This is a genomic window from Sulfitobacter sp. 1A15299 (assembly GCF_043556915.1).
Taxonomy (GTDB): domain Bacteria; phylum Pseudomonadota; class Alphaproteobacteria; order Rhodobacterales; family Rhodobacteraceae; genus Sulfitobacter.
Window position 1 is genome coordinate 277161 of the sequence record NZ_JBIFFJ010000002.1, and the last position, 23275, is coordinate 300435.

19 protein-coding genes and 1 tRNA gene are annotated in these 23275 nt (G+C 64.8%); 10 read left to right on the forward strand and 10 right to left on the reverse strand.

Annotation, left to right across the window (positions count from 1 at the left end):
- Positions 1 to 129: 129 nt before the first annotated feature.
- From ACGYK7_RS04545 to ACGYK7_RS04560, 4 genes are all read right to left on the reverse strand, one after another.
- Positions 130 to 876 carry a hypothetical protein gene (locus ACGYK7_RS04545; protein WP_394399427.1) on the reverse strand — a complete coding sequence of 249 codons (747 nt, stop codon included), beginning with the start codon at positions 874 to 876 and terminating at the stop codon, positions 130 to 132.
- The gene (locus ACGYK7_RS04550) at positions 873 to 3365 is read right to left on the reverse strand and encodes an FAD-dependent oxidoreductase (RefSeq protein WP_394399430.1); all 2493 of its coding nucleotides are present in this window, start codon (positions 3363 to 3365) and stop codon (positions 873 to 875) included. Before ACGYK7_RS04550 ends, ACGYK7_RS04545 begins: the two co-directional genes overlap by 4 nt.
- 282 nt (positions 3366 to 3647) lie before the next feature.
- A complete protein-coding gene (locus tag ACGYK7_RS04555) occupies positions 3648 to 5051 on the reverse strand; it encodes an FAD-binding oxidoreductase (RefSeq protein WP_394399433.1) in 1404 nt (467 codons plus the stop codon).
- Positions 5052 to 5151: 100 nt separating this feature from the next.
- Positions 5152 to 6138, reverse strand: a complete 987-nt coding sequence (locus ACGYK7_RS04560) for a 2-hydroxyacid dehydrogenase (RefSeq protein WP_394399435.1) — start codon at positions 6136 to 6138, stop codon at positions 5152 to 5154.
- A gap of 185 nt (positions 6139 to 6323) precedes the next feature.
- Here ACGYK7_RS04560 and ACGYK7_RS04565 point away from each other — a divergent pair, with 185 nt between their 5' ends.
- From ACGYK7_RS04565 to ACGYK7_RS04600, 8 genes are all read left to right on the forward strand, one after another.
- The gene (locus ACGYK7_RS04565) at positions 6324 to 6803 is read left to right on the forward strand and encodes an SH3 domain-containing protein (protein ID WP_394399751.1); all 480 of its coding nucleotides are present in this window, start codon (positions 6324 to 6326) and stop codon (positions 6801 to 6803) included.
- A gap of 77 nt (positions 6804 to 6880) precedes the next feature.
- Positions 6881 to 7873, forward strand: coding sequence for an NADPH:quinone reductase (locus ACGYK7_RS04570; RefSeq protein ID WP_394399437.1), 993 nt, complete (start codon positions 6881 to 6883; stop codon positions 7871 to 7873).
- Between the two features lie 72 nt (positions 7874 to 7945).
- Complete coding sequence (locus ACGYK7_RS04575) at positions 7946 to 9289, forward strand: mechanosensitive ion channel domain-containing protein (protein WP_394399439.1); 1344 nt, start codon at positions 7946 to 7948, stop codon at positions 9287 to 9289.
- A gap of 62 nt (positions 9290 to 9351) precedes the next feature.
- Positions 9352 to 9426, forward strand: a tRNA-Gln gene (locus ACGYK7_RS04580).
- Positions 9427 to 9538: 112 nt separating this feature from the next.
- A complete protein-coding gene (locus tag ACGYK7_RS04585; RefSeq protein ID WP_394399441.1) occupies positions 9539 to 9910 on the forward strand; it encodes a polyketide synthase in 372 nt (123 codons plus the stop codon).
- Between the two features lie 41 nt (positions 9911 to 9951).
- On the forward strand, positions 9952 to 10443 hold the full coding sequence (locus ACGYK7_RS04590; protein WP_394399443.1) for a copper chaperone PCu(A)C: 492 nt from the start codon (positions 9952 to 9954) through the stop codon (positions 10441 to 10443).
- A gap of 114 nt (positions 10444 to 10557) precedes the next feature.
- On the forward strand, positions 10558 to 10836 hold the full coding sequence (locus ACGYK7_RS04595) for a hypothetical protein (protein WP_394399445.1): 279 nt from the start codon (positions 10558 to 10560) through the stop codon (positions 10834 to 10836).
- Between the two features lie 40 nt (positions 10837 to 10876).
- Complete coding sequence (locus ACGYK7_RS04600) at positions 10877 to 12286, forward strand: PepSY-associated TM helix domain-containing protein (protein WP_394399447.1); 1410 nt, start codon at positions 10877 to 10879, stop codon at positions 12284 to 12286.
- A gap of 43 nt (positions 12287 to 12329) precedes the next feature.
- On the opposite strand, the gene ACGYK7_RS04605 is transcribed toward ACGYK7_RS04600, so the two are convergent.
- From ACGYK7_RS04605 to ACGYK7_RS04625, 5 genes are all read right to left on the reverse strand, one after another.
- Positions 12330 to 13244 (reverse strand): D-amino acid aminotransferase, encoded by a 915-nt coding sequence (locus ACGYK7_RS04605; protein ID WP_394399449.1) that lies wholly within the window; start codon positions 13242 to 13244, stop codon positions 12330 to 12332.
- Positions 13245 to 13533: 289 nt separating this feature from the next.
- A complete protein-coding gene (locus tag ACGYK7_RS04610; RefSeq protein WP_394399451.1) occupies positions 13534 to 14340 on the reverse strand; it encodes an ABC transporter permease in 807 nt (268 codons plus the stop codon).
- Positions 14333 to 15100 carry an ABC transporter ATP-binding protein gene (locus ACGYK7_RS04615; RefSeq protein ID WP_394399454.1) on the reverse strand — a complete coding sequence of 256 codons (768 nt, stop codon included), beginning with the start codon at positions 15098 to 15100 and terminating at the stop codon, positions 14333 to 14335. The genes ACGYK7_RS04610 and ACGYK7_RS04615 overlap by 8 nt, the downstream gene beginning before the upstream one ends.
- 82 nt (positions 15101 to 15182) lie before the next feature.
- Entirely contained in the window at positions 15183 to 16442 is a 1260-nt protein-coding gene (locus ACGYK7_RS04620) for a cation:proton antiporter (RefSeq protein WP_394399456.1), read from the reverse strand.
- Positions 16443 to 16630: 188 nt separating this feature from the next.
- Positions 16631 to 17650, reverse strand: coding sequence for an ABC transporter substrate-binding protein (locus ACGYK7_RS04625; protein ID WP_394399458.1), 1020 nt, complete (start codon positions 17648 to 17650; stop codon positions 16631 to 16633).
- A gap of 123 nt (positions 17651 to 17773) precedes the next feature.
- Here ACGYK7_RS04625 and ACGYK7_RS04630 point away from each other — a divergent pair, with 123 nt between their 5' ends.
- Positions 17774 to 20980 (forward strand): 4Fe-4S double cluster binding domain-containing protein, encoded by a 3207-nt coding sequence (locus ACGYK7_RS04630; protein WP_394399460.1) that lies wholly within the window; start codon positions 17774 to 17776, stop codon positions 20978 to 20980.
- 63 nt (positions 20981 to 21043) lie between these two features.
- The gene (gene rpe, locus ACGYK7_RS04635; protein ID WP_394399463.1) at positions 21044 to 21733 is read left to right on the forward strand and encodes a ribulose-phosphate 3-epimerase; all 690 of its coding nucleotides are present in this window, start codon (positions 21044 to 21046) and stop codon (positions 21731 to 21733) included.
- A 33-nt stretch (positions 21734 to 21766) separates the two neighbouring features.
- On the opposite strand, the gene ACGYK7_RS04640 is transcribed toward rpe, so the two are convergent.
- Complete coding sequence (locus ACGYK7_RS04640; protein ID WP_394399465.1) at positions 21767 to 23266, reverse strand: class I adenylate-forming enzyme family protein; 1500 nt, start codon at positions 23264 to 23266, stop codon at positions 21767 to 21769.
- Positions 23267 to 23275: the final 9 nt, after the last annotated feature.

A 23275-nucleotide genomic window follows, 5' to 3' on the forward strand; every position in this document is an offset into this window, starting at 1 on the left:
ACCCCGCCGCAAAGGCGACGTAATCGGTTCCTCTCAAACCAACCACCTCCAACAGAAGCGACATCCCGCCCTCTTCATCCTTTCCCAAATACCTCTGCGCAACGCCTGCCCCAGACGTCAGGCCAACCTTCACCCCCGCGCATAATACCGCGCCACAACGAAAAGCCCGCCCACCAACAACAGCGGCAACAAGAATATCCGAAACACATGCACCCCCAGCACCGCCAAAAGCGCGCCGATCAACTCATCCGCGCGGCTCCAAAGGTTGCTGGCAAGCTGCCGATACTCCGTCAAACCCGGTTCTTCATCCCCCAAAGCCTCGCTGCCGCCCACATGCGCGGTGATCTCCTCGATCACCTCCATATTTCGCAGATAGACCCCTTCGGTGAGCTGCCCCGCCAGCGGCTCAGACACAACCAAGGCAAGCGGAAGCGCGAGCCCCAGAAACCCGCCATACCACGCCAGCCGCCGGGGCAGCCCGGCATGGCCGCGCTTGCTGAGCGCCCAAACCGCGAGCGCCGCGGACAAGAGCCCCAACCCGATCGCACTCACCGGACCAAGCGCCACGGCGATCACCCCCGTCGCCACCATGACACCGAAAACCAGCCCCGCGATCCGCTCCACCGTGTCGTCGATCGGCTCCAACACTTTCAGAGGCCGCGCCGAGCCCGAGGCGATGAAGGACAGCCCCACCTCGATTTCCTGCGCGGTCGAAAGAAAAGCATTCAACGTGCGCAACGTGACATAGGAGGCCGCCGCCGTGGTCGCCACATCCGCGGCATAGCCCTGCGCCGCGCCGATCACGGGATTGTCCCGCAACAGCGCCGCCGTCAGCGCCAATACGCAGAAAAGCGCAAGCAGCCCCCGGCGGATCAACCGTCCGCCCGGATGCGTTGGTTCTTCGGATCATAGGGGCTGTCTTCGACCACCTCGGCCTCCCACAGTTGATCAAGCATCTTTACCTTCAGCTTCGTGCCTACCACCGCATCCTCGGGTTTGACATAGCCCATACCGATGCTCTTGCCGAAAGCCACGGAATAGCCCCCCGAGGTCAGCCGCCCGGTCCGGGTCTCGCCATTGTAAAGCACCTCGCGGCCCCAAGGGTCGGCATCCTCCGGCCCGTCGATCAGCACGGTCACGCATTTCGCGCGGATGCCGTGGTCGAGCATCGCTTGCTTCCCGTGAAACTCCTTGTTCAGGTCCACGAAGCGCGGCAAATCCGCCTCCAAGGGCGTCGCATCCCGGCCCAGCTCATGGCCAAAGGCGCGGTAGCTCTTCTCTTGCCTCAGCCAGTTCTGCGCCCGGGCGCCGACCAGCTTCATCCCATGCGGCGCGCCTGCTTTCTCCAACTGATCGAACAGATGGTTCTGCATTTCGATCGGGTGATGCAACTCCCAGCCGAGCTCCCCGGTATAGGCCACCCGGATCGCGCGCACCGGCACCATGCCCAACTCGATGTCGCGCATGGTGAGCCACGGGAACCGCTTGTTGCCCAACACCGTCTCCGGCGCCGCATCCCGCACCAAAGCGCCCAAAACATCCCGCGACTTCGGCCCGGCAATCGCGAAGACACCCCACTGCGTGGTCACGTCATGGCACTCGATATACCCCAGCTCGGGCATCTTATCGGCAATCGCCTTGCGCAGATAATCGCTGTCATAGGCCGTCCATGCCCCCGCCGAGACAAGGTAATATTCGTCCTGCGCCAAACGCACGATGGTATATTCCGTCCGCGTCGTCCCCGCCCCGGTCAAGGCATAGGTCAGGTTGATCCGCCCCACCGAAGGCAGCTTGTTGCAGGTAAACCAGTCCAGAAACGCCGTCGCCCCCGGGCCACGAACCAAATGTTTGGTAAAGGCCGTGGCATCGATCAACCCCACACCCTCGCGGATTGCCCGCGCTTCCTCTACTGCATATTGCCACCAGCCCCCGCGCCGGAACGCACGGCTGTCATGATCGCTAAACCCCTCGGGCGCGAAATAATTCGGCCGCTCCCAGCCATTCACCTGCCCGAATTGCGCCCCCCGCGCCGCCTGCCGGTCATAGGCCGGAGAGGTGCGCAGAGGGCGACAGGCCGGACGCTCCTCATCAGGATGGTGCAGGATATAAACGTGGTCGTAGGCTTCCTCGTTCTTGCGCGCGGCATATTCCGTGGTCATCCAATCGCCGTAGCGTTTGGGATCGAGGCTCGCCATATCGATCTCGGCCTCGCCCTCCACCATCATCTGCGCCAGATAATAGCCGGTGCCGCCCGCCGCCGTGATCCCAAAGGAAAACCCTTCCGCCAGCCACATATTCCGCAGCCCCGGCGCTGGTCCCACCAAGGGATTGCCATCGGGCGTATAGCAAATCGGCCCGTTGAAATCGTCCTTCAACCCACACTCCTCCGCAGAGGGGATGCGGTGGTTCATCGCCATATATTGCTCTTCGATCCGGTCAAGATCGAGCTGAAACAGATCGGCCCGGAAACTGTCCGGCACCCCATACTCAAACCGCGCCGGCGCGCCCTTCTCATAAACCCCAAGGATCCAGCCGCCGCGCTCTTCGCGCACATAACTTTGGGCATCGGCGTCGCGGATCACCGGATGCTCCCCATGCCCCGCCGCCCGGTAATCGACCAAGGCCGGATCGCGGTCCATGACGATGAACTGATGTTCCACGGGAATCGCTGGCATCTTGATGCCCAGCATCCGCGCCGTGCGTTGCGCATGGTTGCCGCTCGCGGTCACCACATGTTCCGCCGTGATGACGATCTGCTCGTCCGACGGCACAAGGTTGCCGCCCTTCTCGACCATCTTGGTGCAGGTCACCTCCCAATGACTGCCGTTCCACGCAAAGGCGTCCGCCTGCCACTTGCGCTCGATCGCCACACCCCGCTGCCGCGCGCCCTTGGCCATCGCCATGGTGACATCGGCGGGGTTAATATAGCCGTCGGTCTGATGATAAAGCGCCCCCTTCAAATCCGATGTCTCGATCAAAGGCCACTTCGCCTTGATCTCATCGGGGGTTAGCCATTGATAAGGCACGCCACAGGTCTCGGCGGTAGAGGCATAGAGCATATACTCATCCATCCGCGCGTCGGTCTGGGCCATGCGCAGATTGCCCACCACGGCAAAGCCCGCGTTCAACCCCGTCTCCGCCTCCAGCGTCTTATAAAACTCGACCGAATACTGATGAATATGGGTGGTCGCGTAAGACATGTTGAACAAGGGCAAAAGCCCCGCCGCATGCCAAGTCGAGCCAGAGGTCAACTCGTCCCGCTCCAAGAGCATCACATCTTCCCAACCGGCCTTCGCCAGATGATAGGCGATCGACGTGCCAACCGCGCCGCCCCCGACAACCAATGCTTTGACTTGCGTTTTCATCTGCCAATCCCTCTGCGCTAGGCCCACTCCCGTTGTACGCAGCAGCACCACGCCCCGCATGCAGCAGCCGACCCAACATCGCCAAAAACCGACCTTACCCGCTCCCCCAAAGCGCCACCTCAGCCCAAACGCACGCGCCCACCTTCATCCTTTCTCAAATACCCTGCACCAAATCTCCCGCCGCACAACATCAAGGCAGACCAAACCGCCCCACCTTCATCCTTTCCCAAATACCCTGCACGACCCCTCCCGCCGCACAAGATCAGGGCGAAACACCCCATCTCACCCCGGCAAAATCTTCCCCGGGTTCAAAATATTCTGCGGATCCAGCGCCGCCTTCACAGTCGCCATCACATCTACCGCAGCCCCCAATTCCTTACGCAGATAGGGCCGCTTGCCCTGCCCGATCCCATGTTCGCCGGTGCAGGTCCCCTCCATCGAAATCGCCAGTTCCGCCAACCAACTGACGAATGCGTCGCCACGCGCGACTTCCTCGGGGTCGTCCATGTCGATCAACAAAGACGCGTGGAAATTCCCGTCCCCCGCATGGCCCACGATGGGGGCGATCAACTGCAACTCTTCCGCCCGCGCTTGGGCCGCCACCACGGCATCGGCGAGGCGCGAGATCGGCACGCAGACATCCGTGGCCACCGCCTTGCAGCCCGGTCGCAGCGCCAGCACCGCCCAATAGCCGTCATGGCGGGCCTGCCACAGCTTGCTGCGCTCTTCGGGGGTCGTCGTTGCGGCATAGCCGCTGCCGCCGAACTCTTCTGAAAGCATGCCAAAGGTCTCGGCCTGTTCCACCACCCCGGCTTCGGAGCCGTGGAATTCCAGCAGCAAAAGCGGCGTTTCGGGCAGTGTCAGCTTGGAATAGGCGTTCACGGCTCTCACCACATCGGCATCCAAAAGCTCGATCCGCGCCACCGGCAGGCCGTATTGGATGACCGCCATCACGGTCTCGCAGGCCGCCTGTACCGTCGGAAAGGAACAGCGGGCCGAGGACATCGCCTCGGGGATGCCCTGCAGACGCAGGGTGATCTCGGTGATGATCCCAAGCGTCCCTTCCGAACCGACGAAAAGCCGCGTCAGATCATAGCCCGCCGAAGATTTCCGCGCCCGCCCGCCGGTGCGGATCACCCGGCCATCGGCCAAAACCACCTCAAGGCTCAGGACGTTGTCCTTCATCGTGCCATAGCGCACCGCATTGGTGCCGCTGGCCCGCGTCGCGGTCATCCCCCCGAGCGACGCATTGGCCCCGGGGTCGATCGGGAAGAACAGCCCCTGATCGCGCAGATGGGTATTGAGCGCCTCGCGGGTCACGCCGGGTTGCACCCGGCAATCCAGATCGCCTGCATTGACCTCGAGCACGCGGTCCATCTGCATGACATCTATGCAAATTCCGCCCGCCGGGGCGTTCACATGGCCCTCAAGCGAGGTGCCGGTGCCGAAGGGGATCACCGGCACCCGATGGGCGGCGCAGATCCGCACCGCCTGCGCCACCTCTTCGGTCGAGCGCGCCATGACCACCGCGTCGGGCGCCTGCATGTCGATCCATGTGGTGGTGTGGCCGTGCTGTTCGCGAATGGCTTGGCCGGTCAGCAGATTGTCCCCGAAAGCTTGTTGCAACTCATCCAGCGCGGCGGCGATCCCCGCCTCATTTCGCGGCAAATCTGCGATTTTGGTCACGTCTTATCTCCCAATAGCATCCTTACGCCGCAAAATCCTGCGGCGGCATCGTTGTAAATAAATCACCCGGAAGGCCCGCGTTGCCGCCGCCGTCCGTGGGTCAAAGCATGGAGGGCACGACCTGATCCGGCGGGCGGTGGCCATCATCGAAGGTCTTGATATTGATCAGGACCTTCTCACCCATCTCGATCCGCCCTTCCAGCGTGGCGGAGCCCATATGCGGCAGCAGCACGACGTTCTTCAACTCACGCAGGCGCGGATTGATCTCGCGACCATGTTCATAGACATCCAGCCCCGCGCCCTTGATATCGCCCGCGCGCAGCATCCGCGTCAGCGCATTCTCGTCGATCACCTCCCCGCGAGAGGTGTTCACGATCACCGCGTCACGCTTCATCAGACCCAAGCGGCGGGCGTTCATCAGATGGAAGGTGCTGGGGGTATGGGGGCAGTTGATGCTGATCACATCCATCCGGCTGACCATCTGATCGAGGCTTTCCCAATAGGTGGCCTCTAGCGCGCTCTCGGTCTCTTCACGCAAGCGTTTGCGGTTGTGGTAATGTACCTGCATGCCAAAGGCCCGCGCCCGGCGCGCCACGGCCTGACCGATCCGGCCCATGCCCAGAATGCCCAGACGGCGCCCGCCGACCCGTCCGCCCATCAAGGCCGTGGGCGCCCAGCCATCCCAATTGCCCGATTGCATCACCGCCATGCCCTCGGGCATGCGGCGGGTCACGGCGAGGATCAGCGCCATGGTCATATCGGCAGTATCGTCGGTCAGCACGCCGGGGGTGTTCGACACCAGCACGCCGCGCTGGCGCGCGGTGGCGACATCGATATGATCGACCCCGGCTCCGTAATTGGCGATCAGCTTGAGCCGCTCGCCCGCTTGGGTGATCAGCGGCGCGTCGATCTCATCGGTGATGGTGGGCACCAGCACATCGGCCTGACGCATCGCCGCGCCCAATTCCTCGCGGGTCATCGGCCTGTCATCTTCGCGCAGGGTCACGTCAAACAGCTCTGACAGCCGTGTTTCCACGGCCTCTGGCAACCGTCGCGTCACTACAACACTCAACCGCTTCTTTGACATGCCTGCTCTCCCGGTCTTGGCGTCGCCTCGTTTCGCAGGCATGGTGTCTCATGCAGCGACGAGGCACAAGAACTCGCGCCGGAAAAAGAGCAACAATAACCCGCAGATTTGCACAGCACCGACCCACAGCAGTGAACCGCATAGCAGGCAATTCAATGATAACCGCTTTCTTTCGCAGCGCCCTGATGGTGGGCGCGCTGCTTTTGGCACAGCCGACCGCCGGCGTCGCAGAAGAGGCGCGTGGTCAGGTCACGAACCTTCCCCTGCCCCGTTTCGTTTCGATGAAAGCCTCCGAAGGCAATGTGCGCCGCGGCCCGTCGCTCTCGCACCGGATCGACTGGGTCTACAAACGCCGCGACCTGCCGCTGAGGATCACCGCCGAACATGGCCATTGGCGCCGGGTCGAAGACCGCGACGGCATGGGCGGCTGGGTCCACTACTCGCTTTTGTCGGGCACCCGCACGGTGCTGGTCGAACAGGACATGCTGCAATTGCGCATCAATCCCGACCCCAAAGCCGCCGTGGTGGCACGGTTGGAACTGGGCGTCGTGGCCCGGCTGGGCGAATGCACGCTGGAATGGTGCGAGCTGCGCTCGGGCGGCTTTACCGGCTGGGCGCCCAAGGTGCGGCTCTGGGGCGTCGGCCCTAAGGAACTGCGCGAGTAGCGCCCGCCCGCGCCGCAATTGCATGATCCCGGCGCATGCGCCACTCTGCCCGCAAAATTCAAGCCGGAGAGTGCGCCATGCAAGCCATCACCTATGACCAATTCGGAGCCGCCGCCGACGTGCTGCGCCTGTCGGAGATCGCCAACCCCGCTCCGCAAGCCGGAGAAGTCTGCGTGGCGCTCAGCCATTCCGGCGTGAACCCCTCGGACGTCAAAGCCCGCGCGGGCACCCGCCCCGGTGTCAGCAAACCGCCCTTCCCGCAGGTCATCCCCCATAGCGACGGCGCGGGAGAGATCGTCGCCGTGGGCGTGGGCGTCGATGCGGGCCGGGTGGGCCAGAAGGTCTGGATTTGGAATGGCCAGTGGCAACGCGCCTTTGGCACGGCGGCTGAGCAGATCACCCTGCCCGCGCATCAAGCCGTGCCCCTGCCCAAAGGCGTCTCGCCCGAGGTCGGCGCCCAGCTTGGCATCCCGGGGCTGACCGCCTGCCACGCCGTCTTTGGCGGCGGCGGGGTGGCTGGGGAGACGGTGCTGATCCAAGGCGGCGCAGGCACGGTCGGCTATCTCGCCGTTCAACTGGCGAAATGGGGCGGGGCCAAGGTGATCGCCACCTGTAGCCCCCGCGACAGCGATCTGGTCCGCGACGCAGGCGCCGATGCCGTGTTCAACTACGCCGACCCCGATCTCGCCGCCGCCGTGCTCGATGCCAATGGCGGCAAGCCGGTCGACACCATCGTCGAGACGGAGTTTGGCCTGAACATCACCACCGACACCGAGGTCATCGCCCCCAATGGCCGCATCGCCGCCTATGGCTCGGCGGCGGAAATGTCGCCCACACTGCCCTTCTATCCGCTGCTGTTCAAAGCGGTCATCATCGACATCATCCTGATCTACCTGCTGCCCGCAGGGCCGCGCGAACAGGCGATCAACCGGTTGCCCCACGCGTTGGAGGACGGCGCCCTGCGCTGCCCCGTCGACACGGTCCTGCCGCTTTCTGAGGCCGCCCGCGCCCATGAGTTGGTCGAGGCCGGACAGCGCAGCGGGGCGGTGCTGCTCGATTGTCGGGGGTAGCGCGCTAAGTGGCCAAGCTGCCGCCCCCGACGCCCGAGGGCGGCGGCCCATCCCGCTGACGGAGTTCCCACCATGCGCCTCACCGCCACCCTGCCCCGCCTGCTCCTCTGCCTGCTGCTGAGCTGCGCACTTCCCCTCACCCCGGCCTTTGCGCAAACCAGCGACCAACCCGAAGGCACCATCGCCATTGAAGGCGATGCCACAGAGGACGCGGCCATCGCCAAACGCATCCGCGCCATCCTGCGCGAGCTTGAGGGGTTCGAGAAGGTCCGCGTCTCTGTCGCCTCCGGCATCGTCACGCTGACCGGCACCACGCTCGACACCGCCAGCGCTGCGCGGCTGAACGATTTGGCGGGCCGCGTCGAAGGGGTCGTGGCGATCCGCAACGAGGTGCGCGAAAGCACCGATGTGGCCGAGCGGCTCAACCCCGCCGTAGATCGCTTCCGCGACCGGATGGCGCAGGCCGTGGCCTTCCTGCCGCTGGCCTTGGTGGCGCTTGGTGTCTTTGGCCTGATTGTCGTCGCCGGACTGGCGCTGGCGCGGCTGCGCAACCCGTGGGATCGGCTCGCCCCCAATGCCTTTATCGCTGACATTTACCGCCAGATCATCCGGCTGGCCTTTGTCATCGCAGCCCTTGTTGTGGCGCTGGATATCCTCGGCGCCACGGCGCTGCTGTCGGGCATCCTCGGCGCGGCGGGGATCGTCGGCCTCGCCATCGGTTTCGCGGTGCGCGACACGGTCGAGAATTTCATCGCCTCGGTCATGCTGTCGATCCGCCAGCCCTTTCGCCCCAACGACACGGTCGAGATCGACGGCGACACCGGCAAGGTGATCCGTCTGACCAGCCGCGCCACGATCCTGCTGACCTTCGACGGCAACCACCTGCGCATCCCCAATGCCACTGTCTTTAAAAGCCGGATCATCAACTTTTCGCGCAACGCCGAGCGGCGGTTCACCTTTACCCTCTCCGTGGCCAGCGACGCCGATCTGACCCGCGCCCGTGATCTGGCGCTGGAGGTGCTGAACAGACTTCCCTTCGTTCTGTCCAGCCCCGAAGCCGCCGCTTGGGTCGAGGAAGTGGCAGATCACTGGATCAACATGCAATTCGCCGGTTGGATCAACCAAGAGAGCACCGATCTGGTCGCGGCCCGCAGCGAAGCGATTCGCCTGACCCTCTCGGCCTTCGACACGGCGGGCCTCACCGCGGGGCCACCGGCCTATCACTTGATCTCTCACAGCGAATCGCCCTCCGACGCGCCCGTCGATTCGCCCCAAACGGCAGCCGCACAGACGAATCCCGCCACCGTACAGCCCGTCGAGCCCCAAACCGAGCGTGAATTGACCCGCATTGTCGCGCAGGAACGTGCCGAATTGCCCAGCGAAGACCTGCTCTCTGTTGATGCGGCCGAAGAATAGGATAATTTCTTGAAAACGGGTCTTGCACCCGGGGCCAGAGAACTTTAGTTAGCGCCCTGTGTTGGGATGTAGCCAAGTGGTAAGGCAACTGTTTTTGGTACAGTGTACCGTAGGTTCGAATCCTACCATCCCAGCCAACACTCCCCCCCCCGCTAGTTAAAAACCCCCGCGCTGCGCCAAAGCTACGACATCGCGTCGCAGATCGAAGCGTCCTATAGCCTTGCCGCGACAGCCGGGGTATCAGGGCGCATGTCCGCCGTTTCGCGCATATCCTCGCTTCGGGTCAGCCTGACCCTTTTGCTGTTGCTGGCCCTTGCCAGCTTGCCTTTCGCGCATCGGGCGACAGCGCAGGTGCAGCAAGATCCGGCGTTCATCGCCTTTATTCAAGCTGGCGGCACCATGAGCGATCTTTGCGACGGGCCGCTCGAGGGGCAGAGCCACGGGGCATTGGATTGCGAAGCCTGCCGGATCGTCAACGCGCTGATCTTGCCCAGCCCGGCGGAGGTCTTGCTGCCGCGCGCGGCGCTCCGCTTTGCCACGCCCCGCGTCGCCCTTGCCTTGGGCGCACCGCGCAGCCCCGCCGGGGCGCCACCGCCTGTCCGGGGGCCTCCCTTCGTCTGAGCCACCACCATCTTGCAGATCTCAGACAATGGAACATGACAATGAAATCTCTCTATACCGCAGCCTTGGCTGCCCTCCTCGCCCTGCCCGCCGCCGCGCATGAGTACACTGCGGGCGCTTTGACCGTCGATCACCCGATGGCCTATGAAACCCCGAAAACCGCCCGGGTGGGCGGCGGCTATCTGACGATCACCAATGACGGCGACACCGCCGACCGCCTTGTCAGCATCAGCGCCGAGGGCTTCGACGAAGTCTCTCTCCATGAGACCACAACCGATGACATGGGCGTCGCGCGCATGTCGCATGTGGACGGCATCGACCTGCCCGCGGGCGAGACCGTCACCCTCAAACCCGGGGGGCTGCATGTGATGTTCATGGGCCTCGACGGTGATCCTTTTGAGGAAGGCGAGAAAATCCCTGCCACCCTGACATTCGAAAAGGCCGGGACTTTGGATGTGACATTCAATGTGGAAAGCCGCCGCGGGCATGACGCGGGCGGAATGGATCACTCCTCACACGCGCCTAAACACTAAGCTCCAGCCCATCGCAGGATGCGCCGCAAGGCGTTGACCGGCCCGCTTCAACACCTCTGCCTTTGGGCGGTGGTGTTGTTGTTTGGGGCGTTCTCGGCGCTCGCGCCTGGAACCATGCCAGAGCGCCAACAGGACGCGCTGACCATGGTGCTGTGCACGGGCCACGGGGTGGAGACAGTGACAATCGGACCGGATGGCGAACCGGTGCAGCCCGAGCACAAGCCCTGCGACTGGAACCAACACTCCCTCGTGGCCCTACGCCGGGGGCTGGCGGTGCAGCCCTTGGCCGTCACCTTTCACCCGGCGCCAGCGCCGCCCCCTGCCCCTGCCACAGAGCCCAAACAGCGCCGTGCCTCTGTCAAACGCGCAAGGGCGCCGCCATGGGTTCTCTGACCTCCAAATCCCTTATCAATCCAGTCAGAGGACCAAACATATGGTTTCCATCGATCCTGCAGGCGCGACAGCCCTGCAAAACGACAACACGCAACGTGCGAACAGCTTTTACCGCGCCGCTTGGCGCTGGCATTTCTATGCCGGGGTCTACGTCATCCCCTTTTTCATCATGCTTGCCCTGACCGGGCTCGTGATGCTCTGGATCGCCTTTATCGGCGGGCGGGACGGAGAGCGAATAGCCGTCACGCCCCAAGACGCGCCCCTCGCCCTCTCCGATCAGGCCGCCGCCGCGCAGGCCAGCATCGAAGGCGGCATCCTTGTGCAATATGTCGCCCCCCGCGCCGATGATCTGGCCGCGATCTTTCGGGTGGACGCGCATGACGTGGCGACCATGGTCGCCGTCGATCCCTATACGGCCGAAGTCCTCGCCAGTTTCCCGCGCCGCAGCGGCTGGTATGACATAGCCGACAACATTCACGCCAACCTGCTGCTGGGCGTCACCGGCGACCGCATGATCGAGATTGCGGCCTCGCTCGGCATGGTGCTGATCGCCACGGGGCTCTACCTCTGGTGGCCGCGCGGCACCGGTTGGCGGGCGACGCTGCTGCCGCGACTGGGCCGTGGGCGGGCGCTGTGGAAATCCCTGCACGGGGCGATCGGGCTTTGGGTCTCTGTCGTGCTGTTCTTCTTCCTGATCTCGGGCCTCTCTTGGGCCGGTATCTGGGGTGAAAAGATGGTGCAGGCATGGAGCCAGTTCCCGGCAGAGAAATGGGAGGCTCCGCTGTCGGATGACATCCACGCTGCCATGAACCACGGCCCCAAGGAGGTGCCATGGGCGCTGGAGCAGACCCCGATGCCCGCCTCGGGCAGCGATGCCGGTGTCGCAGGGCTGGCCGAAGGCACGCCCGCCACGCTCGACAGTATCGACGCGCTGGCCCGGCAGATCGGCTTTGACGCGCGCTATCAGATGAACCTGCCGCGCGGCGAGGACGGTGTTTGGACGCTGAGCCGGGATTCGATGAACACCGATGCCGAAGACCCCACCAGCGACCGGACGGTGCATGTCGACCGGCACACGGGCAAGATCCTCGCCGATGTGCGCTATGCGGATTATTCGCTGGCCGGGAAGGCGATGGCCGTGGGCATCGCGCTGCATATGGGCACCTTGGGTTGGCCGAGCGTTGTGGCCAATACGCTGTTTTGTCTGTCGGTGATCTTTCTTTGCGTCTCGGGCGTGGTGATGTGGTGGAAACGCCGCCCGGCAAACCCTGACGGTTGGCTCTCGGCCCCGCCCGCGCCGCGCAATATGACCCTGTGGAAAGGCGCGGTTGTGGTCGGTCTGGCCGTGGCGCTGGCCTTTCCGATGGCGGGGATCACCCTGCTGGTCGTGGGTCTGCTGGATTGGCTTCTGCTGCGGCGCATACCAGCGCTCAAGCGCATGGTCTCCTAAGATGCCGCCCGCCCCTTTGCGGGGGCGGGCACCCTCGCGGCGTTCAGGCCGTGTGCTGTTTGATCAGCTCTTTATAGAGCGCTTGGATGCGTTTGGTGACGGGGCGTTCGCCCGTGCCAATGGGTTTGCCGTCGATCTCGGCCACCGGGGTCTGCGCGCCAAAGGTGCCGGTCAGGAAAGCCTCATCCGCGCCGTAAGCCTCGTAGAGCGAGAAGTTCTTCTCCCGCATCGGAATGCCGTTTTCATGGCAGAGGTCGATGACCTTCTGCCGCGTCACGCCGTTCATGCAATAGTCCCCGGTCGAGGTCCAAACCTCGCCCCGGCGCACGATGAAGAAGTTGCAGGCGTTGGTGGTGTTCACGAAGCCATGCGGGTCGAGCATCAGGGCTTCATCCGCGCCCGCTTCCTCGGCCTGAAGGCAGGCGATGATGCAATTGAGCTTGGAATGGCTGTTGAGCTTCGGGTCCTGACTGTGCGGCAGACCGCGCACCTGCGGGACCGAGGCGAGACGGATGCCCTTTGATTGCAGCCGGTCCACCGGCTTGGAATGCTCCATGATGATCACCAGCGTCGGCCCCGTGGTGCTGAGCGAGGGGTGCTGAAAGGGTTTGTCCTTGATCCCGCGGGTCAGCATCAGGCGGCAGTGCACGTCCTCATGCATGTCATTGGCCTCCGCCGTGCGGCGCAGGGCGTCGGCGATGCCGGCCTTGTCCATCCCCACGTCGAGCGAGATCGCTTTGCAGGAGTTGAAGAAGCGGTCCATATGCTCATCGAAGAAGGCCCATGTGCCGTTATAGAGGCGCATGCCTTCCCAAATGCCATCGCCCAGCATGAAGCCCGCGTCATAGACCGAGACCTTGGCTTCGTCGCGGTGTACGATGTCGCCATTGACGTAGATCTTGATGTCGCGGTTGCGCGCGTCTTCGTCGGCGGCGTGGGTGGTGGTGTGTTCGGTCATGGTGGGGGTCCGTTGATGAGGGCGGTAGGCGCTATTGATACGCAAATGATGCGCTCTTACCACCCCGGCCCGGAACTGAGTGTTTGGCGCCCGGCCCTCCCCCGGTATTGACTACCACCCCAAGCCCGGAATCAAGCCGCAGGCGCCGGGCCATCGCCTGCCCGCCCGGACGGGTAGGCGATTTGGTGAGGCTAGGCCCGCCCTGGCGAGGTCTTATCACGGTTGAGCCATAAAGTGGCATGAACCGCCGTTTGGATCGCCCACCCGCGGGCAGGCGATGGCCCTTGTGTTATACCCGCCAGCTCAACACGCGCCGCTCCACAAAGGCCACAGCAGCAGACACCGCCACGCCCAGCAGCGACAGGATCACCACCCCTGCAAACAGCCGCTCCAGATCATACAGGCTCCCGGCCTGCAGGATATACGCCCCAATCCCATATTCCGCGCCCAGCATCTCTGCCGCCACCAGCAGAATGATCGCAATGGTCAGCGAAATCCGCAGCCCCGAGAGGATCCCCGGCATCGCGCCGGGCACCACGATCTTGGACACGATCGACCACCAGCCGAGGCCGAAACTCTGCCCCATGCGGATCAGCACCCGGTCCACATTGTCCACCGCCGCATAGGTCGCCACCACCGTAGGCGTGAAGGTGCCAAAGGCGATCAGCGCGTATTTGCTGGCCTCATCAATACCGAACCAAATCACGAAGAGCGGCAGCAGCGCGATCTTGGGGATGGGGAAAATCGCCGCCACCAGCGGCACCAGCCCCGCGCGGACCAAGGAGAACAACCCGATCAACACGCCGATGCCGATCCCCAAGGACGCACCGATCAACGCGCCGACCGCCAGACGGGTCAGCGAGGGGCCGAGGTGTTTGAACAGCATCCCCGACTGGTAAAGCTCTTGAAAGGTCAGCAAGACATCGCTGGGCCGCGGCAGGGTCAGGGGAGAGATGAAACCGCTGCGCGTGCCCCATTCCGCCAGCAGGATCAGCACCACGAAAACCGCAAGCCCCACGCCGCGCCGCGTGCCGGGCTGGAAACCACCGCCGCGAAAGGTCACCTCGCGGGCATTTGCATCCGTCATTTCAGCCATCGATCAACTCCGCATCCGCCGCCGCGGCCTCATCACGCATCAAGCCCCAAAGGTGCTGTTGCTGCGCCTCTAATACCGGATCGCCGTGGCGCCGCTCGGCCAGCGGCATGTCCAGTTCCACCACCTCGCGCAGTTCGCCCGGACGGCGCGACAGGACGACGATCTTATGCCCCAGCCGCACCGCCTCGGCGAGGTTGTGGGTCACATAGACCGCCGTGAAGGGCTGGCGCGTCCAAAGCGCCACGAGGTCATCCATCAGCAATTCGCGGGTCTGGCTGTCGAGCGCGCTCAGCGGCTCGTCCATTAGCATCACGGCAGGGTTCACTGCCAGTGCCCGGGCAATCGCCACCCGCTGTTTCATCCCGCCCGACAACTGCTTGGGCAGCGCATCGGCGAAATCGGTGAGCTTCGTGCGCGCCAAGACATCGGCGATGATCGCCTCGCGCCGCGCTTTGCCCAGCCCATGCCCCTCCAGCACCAGCGCCACATTGCCGCGCACGCTGCGCCACGGCAGCAGGGCGAAGTCCTGAAAGATATAGGTCAGCGGGTTCAGACAGCCCTCGGGCGCATCGCCCATTTGCAACACGCGGCCTTCGCTGGGGCGTTCCAACCCGCCCAGCATCCGAAGCAGGGTGGATTTGCCACAGCCCGACGGGCCGACGATGCAAACGATTTGGCCGGAAGGAATGTCGAGCGTGATGTCACGCAGCACTTGGGTATCGCCATAGTAATGGCTGACGGAGGAAAGCTTGAGGTCCATGCCGCCCTTTTTCAGCAAAATTGCCCCGCGCGCAATGTGCGATCCGCAAGAGGGCGCGCCCTCCCCTGCCCGCCCGTGCCGGTTAGGAGGGCGACCCTTCCTTGCCGCGCAGCCCATCCACCGCGATCCCGGCAGTGAACCCATGCACCAAGGTCGACAGAAGGATGGCAAAACCCACCATCGCCCAAAGCGGCTCCTCATCCAGAAACTCAACCTTCCCCGCCGCATAGGCAAGGTAGTAGATCGACCCGATCCCCCGTATGCCATAGAGCGCGACAACCCAGCGGGGGCGGGTCTCAAGCGGCGTGCCCATAAGCGACAGCCACCCCGCCAAGGGGCGCACGACAAAGATCAGCGCCAGCACGATCACCGCGCCCGCAAGGGTCAGATCGCTCAGCAAGGCAGGCAGCACGGCACCGATCGCCACCAGCAAAAGCGCCGTCAGCGCATGTTCGACAGCGGTAGTGAAGTCGTGCAAACGCCGGTGAAATGCGTGATCGGCCTCGACCCGCCGGATCACCAGACCGGCCATCGCCACGGCGATAAAGCCATAGCCCTCGGCCAATTCCGTGGTGCCATAGCACAAGAGCACCCCGGCCAAGGCCACCACGCCCGAGGAGGTTTCCGCCAGTACCGCATTGCGCGGCACGGCGAAGAGAACCTGCCCCAAGGCCCAGCCCCCCGCAGCCCCCATGGCGGCACCCACGGCGATGCGCCAAAAGACGTCGCGCGCCAGCCATTCCACGCCCCAAGACGCCGGGGCCAACCCCTCGGCCGCGACCAGAATACCAAGGTAGACGAAAGGAAAAGCCAAACCGTCATTCAGCGCCGCCTCGGTCGTCAGGGCGAAACGCACCGGATGCTCGCCGCCCTCATGCGGCGGGCCAACCTGCACATCGGCGGCCAAAACCGGATCGGTGGGCGCCATCACCGCCCCCAAGAGGATCGCGCCCGCCGCGGTCATCCCCGCAAAGGCCCAGCCCATCAGCGCGACCGACAGGATCGTCAACGGCATGGTCAGCGCCAGCAACCGCGCCGTCGGCCCCCAGCGGGACCAATCCGAAAGCCGGTCGATCCGCAGCCCCGTCGCGAAAAGCGCGACGATGACGCAAAGCTCCGAGACGACCTCCCATGGAAAGGGCATCGCGCGGGGGTCAGGGAATCTCGGCATGCCGGGGACAAGGGCAAAGACCGCCATGCCCAACAGGATCAACAACCCCGAGGCCGCAGGCTCACGACGGCTGAAAAAGCGGGGCAGCCAATGGGCAAGGATGACCACCGCCCCCACGGCCCCCAATGCGAAATGATAGCCGTTCAGGGCGAAAAAACTGCCGTCGCTCACCGTCGTTTCCCATATTCTGCACAGGGGCTTGGCCCCCTATCAGTGTCATAGGTATCTTGGCACGGCGGCATTGCCAGTCATGCGCGGCGGAAATCGCCTCGCGGACTTGAAAGCAAAAGGCGCGCCCGTGGGGGGCGCGCCTTGCACTGCGTGGCATTCAGAGGGGCGGGCTTTTAGTTGCCCACCGTTTAGCTGCCCACCGTCTCGACATAAGAGGTGTCGATCAGCGTTTCCAAAGTGATGTCGGCATCGACCAGCCCTTCGGACTGGAACCACTCCAACTGATCGCGGACCGAGGCGACGTTCAGCTTGGCCCCTTCGTTCAGGCGCATGGTGCCGTTGATAATCGACGGTGCCGCCTTGTCGCGCGGGCGGTCGGTGTAGACATATTTGTGGATCAGGTCGACCATCTCGTCGACGCCCGCATCGCCGCCTTCCTTGGCGATCATCGCCGCGTTGTAATCGGCAACGCCTTTGGAATAACCGGCAAGGAAATTCTCGGTCATCTCCTGCTCGTCCGTGGCGTTCTTGGTCGAGGTGAAGACCGTGGTCACCTGATAATCCGGCAGATAGGTCGCCACATCGCCGATGATATGCACCGCACCCGACCCGGCCAGAGGCTTGGCGATATGCGGCACGATCGACCATGCGTCGATCTGGCCCGACTTCAGCGCGCCGATCACCGCGCCGACCTTTTGCAACGGCTTGAACTTGAGGTCGATCCCCTCGGCCGCGGCCATTTTGGAGCCCATGTAGTGGAAGGACGACCCCGCCTGCGTCATGCCAAAGCTCTTGCCGTCCAACATGCCCGGCGCGGTGATGCCCGCTTGATAGGCGGCGTCGGAGACGAGGAATTTCTGCCCGTCGATGCCCTGCTCTTCTTGCAGACCGCCGCCGATCACCTTGACCGCGCCCTTTTGCGCCAGCGACACCAGCCCGCCAGAAATCGCCGTGAGCGCATAGTCCACATCGCCGCTGGCAATCGCCACGGCCATCGGCTGCGCGGCCTCGAAGAAGCGCAGTTCGACATCCAGACCGGCCTCTTTGAAATAGTCCCGTTCAAAGCCGACGAAGCTGCCTGCGTGGCTGGTGAAACGCAGCGCGCCCAGGGTGATCTTGCGGTCCTGCGCCAGAGCCGGTGCTGCCAGCCCCACAGCCGTTGCGGCGCCCAGAGTTGCGATGGCCTGACGGCGGGTGAACAGGGTCATGATCTTACTCCTCCAATTTTGCCGCAGCATGGGCGGCGGCGGCGCAAAAAGTCAAGCGAGAGCGGAGCTTACCAATACAACCAAGACTGGCATATCGCCCCAAAGCGTGGCATCGATTTGTCCATGAAGCTCTTTTCGTCCAAGACCCGCCCCATGCACCTCGGCCCCTTTCCGCTGGAACGGTTGCGCCGGTCGCAGGCACCGCATGACCGGCTGCCCAAGACGCCCGAGCCGGAACTGCGGTTCGAGCGGCCCGAGACGCCGCAGAGCATCTGCAACGCCATGGCCCCCTTTCAGGCGATGATGGACCTGCTGCGCGACGGGCCGGTCAACAGGGCGGGCGCAGTGATCCCCGACAGCCCGGAGGAGCGGGCCAACCACCTCAAATCCTTTGGCTATTACAACGATGCCTCGATGATGGGCGTCTGCGCCCTGCCGCGCGAAGCGGTGCTGCCCTGCCCGCGCCGCAGCCAAGGCACCGCGCAATTGGCCGAAGGTCTGCGCAGCCGCCAGACCAAGACGCTGGCCGCGGGCGTCGACGTCATCATGGCCGACCTGCGCGACGCCGTGGATGCGCCGGAAACCCCGATCGACGGCCACAGTCATGCGCTGGTGATCCTCACCGCCTACCCCCGCGACCCGCGCGCGGGCGAGCCGGGCAGCGACTGGATCATGGACGCGCAAGTCGAGCGCGCCTGCCTGCGCAGCACCGAGAGCGCCACCGTGCTCGCCGAATACATCCGCCAGTTGGGCTTCGCGGCCAAGGTGCATTCGGCCACCACCTCCGACGTGAGCCTCGGGCAACTGGCCGTGGCGGCGGGGCTGGCTGTGATGGAGGACGACATCCTGCAGGCGCCATGGATCGGCCCGCGTTTCGGCCTCGCGGTGGTGACGACCGACATGGACCTCGCGCCCGACATGCCGCTGGCCCCGCTCTCCGACCAGCCGTGGTCGGTGCTGAAAGGCCCGCATTGGCAGTTGGGCACCCACGGCGGGGTCAGCGCGCGCAACGTTGATCCCTACGCCCGGCGCGACTATGCCATGGGGCCGCATCCTTTCGAGACGCTGAAGCGCGTCGAGGCGCCCACGACCTACATCGACGCCGCCAACGTGCCGCGCGTGCCGAAACGCGGCGATCTTTTCGCGCGTGGCCAGTTCGGCGACATGGGGCCGAAGGTGCAGAACGCCATGAAGGGCGGACACCATGTCATCAAATCCGCCCCCTCCGCCGCGCAGCGCCGCCTGTTGGGCGCGCTGATCCTGTTGCAGGACGGGCCAGTGAACGAAGACGCCCCCGAGGCCGAGGATGCCGCGCGCAATGCCGCGAACCTCAAGGCGGCGAGCTATTTTCTGGGCGCCGATGCCGCAGGCCTCTCGGCCTGCCCGGACTGGACATGGTACAGCCACGATGCCACCGGCACCCCGATCACCCCGCCGCATGATCAGGCCCTGAGCCTGATCATCGACCAGGGGTATGACACGATGGAAGGCTCCTCGGGCGACGATTGGATCGCCGTGTCGCAATCCATGCGCGCCTATCTGCGCTTCTCGATGCTGGGCGGCGTGCTGGCGCAACATCTGCGCAACCTCGGCCATGCGGCCAAGGCGCATACGGTGATGGACGGCGACGTGCTGCAACCGCCGCTTCTGCTGCTGGCGGGCTTGGGCGAGGTCAGCCGCATCGGGGAGGTGATCCTGAACCCCTTCCTCGGGCCGCGGTTGAAATCCGGCGTGGTCACCACCACCCTGCCCGTCGCTCATGACAAGCCCATCGACTTCGGCCTGCAGAAGTTCTGCGAATCCTGCAACAAATGCGCCCGCGAATGTCCCTCCGGCGCGATCACCGCCGGGCCGAAGAAGATGTTCAACGGCTACGAGATCTGGAAATCCGACAGCCAGAAATGCGCCACCTACCGGATCACCAACCAAGGCGGCGCGATGTGCGGGCGCTGCATGAAGACCTGCCCGTGGAACCTTGAGGGGCTCTTTGCCGAAGCCCCCTTCCGCTGGGCCGCCTCGAACATCCCCGCCGCCGCACCGCTCTTGGCCAAGTTCGACGACAAGGTCGGCAAGGGGCGCCTCAACCCGGTGAAGAAATGGTGGTGGGACATCGAGCGCAAGCCCTCCGGCCGGTTCGACACCCCCGCACAGCCGGTCAACGCGCGGGATCTGCAACCCGAATTGGACCTCAAATTCGAGGACCAGACGTTGGCCGTCTACCCCGCCCCGCTGGCCCCGCATCCTTGGCCCTACCCGGACCCGATGAACCGCGAGGCCGGGATCAAGGCCCATGCCGCCCTGATCAGCGCCGACGAACATCGCCGCAAGACGGCGGCGGGCGAGACCGACCATTTGCATCTCTACAAAGTCGGCAGCGATACCCCGGTGCTCGACCTGCGCATCACCGCGGTGGAGGAGCTGAACGCTACGACAAGGCTTTACGACATCGCCCACCCCGAGGGGCATGACCTGCCCGCCTGGACCGCGGGCGCGCATCTCGATCTGGTAGTGGCGCCGGAATACCTCCGGCCCTATTCGCTGTTGGGCGATCCCGAGGACCGCAGCCGCTACCGCATCGCGGTGCTGCGTGAGGACGAAGGCCGCGGTGGCTCGGCGCTGCTGCACCGGGTGTTCTCCAAGGGCCGGCGCATCTTCGTCGGCAAGCCGGTGAACCATTTCGAACTTATCGAAGACGCCCCCCACAGCCTGCTGCTGGGCGGCGGCATCGGCATCACGCCGATGATCGCCTTCGCACATCGTCTGCATGCGCTCGGGCGGCCCTTCGATCTGCATTACTCCGCCTCGACCCGCGAGGCCGCGGCCTTTGCCGGTGAACTGGCGGCGATGCCTTGGGCCGAGCGGGTGCATCTGCATATCTCATCTGAGGACACCCGCGCCGACCTGCCCGCCATCATGTCCCGCGTCCCCGAAGGCACCCATGTCTACACCTGCGGGGCCGAGCCCTACATGCAGGCGGTGCTGGCCGCCGCCGAAGCCGCCGGCATCCCCGAAGAGGCGCGACATCTGGAGTATTTCTCCACCCCCGAGCTGCCGGACTACGAGAACCACCCCTTCAGGCTGAAGCTCACCTCGAGCCGCGAGATCGAGGTCGGGGCCGAGGAGAGCGCCGCAGAGGCGCTGATCGCGGCGGGGGTGCCGGTGGACCTGAAATGCTCCGACGGTATCTGCGGCGTCTGCAAGTGCGGGTTGCGCGGCGGCGAGGTGGAGCACCGCGACTTCGTGCTTTCCGCCAAGCAACGCGAAGGGGCGATCATCCTCTGCCAGTCCCGCGCCGCCCGGCCCGGCGGCGTGCTGGAGCTCGACCTCTAGGCTCTTTCCCCGGGAGCGGTCAGCCGTTATGAGGGGCCAACCCCCGCAACAAAGGCTGCCCCCATGACTTTCGACCGTTCGATCAAGATCGCCCCCTCCATCCTCGCTGCCGATTTCGCCAATTTCGGCGCCGAATGCGAAGCCATCGAAGCCCAAGGCGCCGACTGGGTGCATGTGGACGTGATGGACGGGCATTTCGTGCCCAACATCACCTTCGGCCCCGCCACCTGCGCGGCGATCCGGCCCCACATCAAGGGCGTGATGGACGTGCATCTGATGATCTCCCCGGTCGATCCCTATATCGAGGCTTTCGCCAAGGCGGGCGCCGACGTGATCACCGCCCATGTCGAGGCCACGCCCCATATCCACCGCACCCTGCAGGCGATCCGCGGCGCGGGCGCCAAGGCGGGCGTGGCGCTGAACCCCGGCACGCCGGCGAGCGCGGTGGCCGAGATCCTCGACATGGTCGATCTGGTCTGCGTGATGACCGTGAACCCCGGTTTCGGCGGGCAAAAGTTCATCGACATGACCGCCAAGATCCGCGAATTGCGCAGCATGATCGGCGACCGGCCGGTGCATATCGAGATCGACGGCGGCGTCGATCCCAAGACCGCGCCGCTGGTGGCCGAGGCCGGGGCCGATGTGTTGGTAGCGGGCTCGGCGGTCTTCAAGGGCGGTTCGGTCAACGATCCGGCGCCCTATGGCGAGAACATCCGTGCGATCCGCGCTGCCGCCGAAGGAACCTACGTCTGATAAAGATGCGGGGCGCTTCTGCGCCCCGCCCCGTCACGCCAGTTGATCGGCAAAGGCCGTCAGCAAGCGGTGCTTCAGGATCTTGCCCGTGGGCGCTGCGGGGAGATCAGTCGCCACGATGATCTGCGACGGGCGTTTGTAGCCCGTGAGCCGTTCCTTGACGAAACCGCGCAGCTCCTCTGCCGTGACCTCGTCCCCCGGTGCCACCTGCACGAAGGCCAGCACCTCTTCATCGCCCTCGCGCCGCCGTCCGACCACCGCCGATTGCACCACGCGCGGGTGATCGTTCAAGGCGGCTTCCACCTCGGGCGGGTAGACGTTGAAACCGCCGTGGATGATCAATTCCTTCGAACGTCCGAGGATATGCAGCCGCCCCTCCTCATCGAGCTTGCCCAGATCGCCCGTGTGCAACCAGCCCTCGGCGTCGATGGCTTTGTCGGTCTCGGTCGGGTTGCGGTAATAGCCCTTCATCACATGCGGGCCGCGCACCAGAACCTCGCCTTCGCCCGCGCCATTGCCGCCGGGGGCTTGGTCGTCGATCTTGCACTCGGTGCCCGGTGTCACCGGCCCGACGGAGGTATCGGGCGAGCCAAGCGCATTGGTTGTGGCCGAGGCGCCCGAGCAGGTCTCGGTCATGCCGAAACCGTTCTGTAAGGGCAGTTCGTAAAAGGCCTCGGCCTTGCGTTTCCACGCAGGGTCAAGCGGCGCACCGCCGGAGGAGACATAGCGCAGGGTCGGGCTTTCCAGTTTCGGCATCCCGCGCTCGCGCGAATATTGCATGACCAGCGCGTGCATCTGCGGCACCGCAGGCAGGATCGTCACGTCTTCATGGGTCGCGGCATGGAGTTTCGCGGCGGAAAAGCGGCTCTCCTGCCGCACCTTCGCGCCCGCGCTCACGGCGGCCATCAGGACCGAGACGAGGCCGAAGACATGGGTCATCGGCAAGACGCCATAGACCACATCCCCCGGCACCATCTGCCGCAGATCGGCCGAGGCCCGCGCCCCGAAACGCAGGTTGGCATGGGACAGCATCACGCCCTTGGGGTCGCCCGTGGTGCCGGTGGTATAAAGCAGCACCGCCACGTCGTGCAGATCGGCGTCCGGGCTGCTGGGCTGTGGCGTGGCCAGATGCAGCTTGCCGAAATCGCCCGCAATCGCGCCTGCGTCGAGCCGCGCTGCATGGGCCGCCGCCTCGGGCGAGACCTCGCAGGTCAGCAGCACCGCCGCCGGGGTGGCGTGGTTGATGATGCGGGTGACCTCCGCCTCGGTCTGGCGGGCGTTGACGGGGATTGCCACCGCGCCCAATTCCCACGCGGCATAGAGCCCGGCCACGGCGGAGACGCAGTTTTCCACCATCAACAGCACGCGGTCGCCTGCCTGCACCCCCGCGCCGCGCAACTCTGCCGCCAAGGCAACGCGCGCGCGGTCCAGATCGGCAAAGCTCCAAGCCGCACCGCTGGCATCGCTCAGCGCCGCCGCCTCTGGGCGGGTCGCCAATTGCTCAGCTAGAAAATCCTGTACCCTGGCATTCATGGGTGTCTC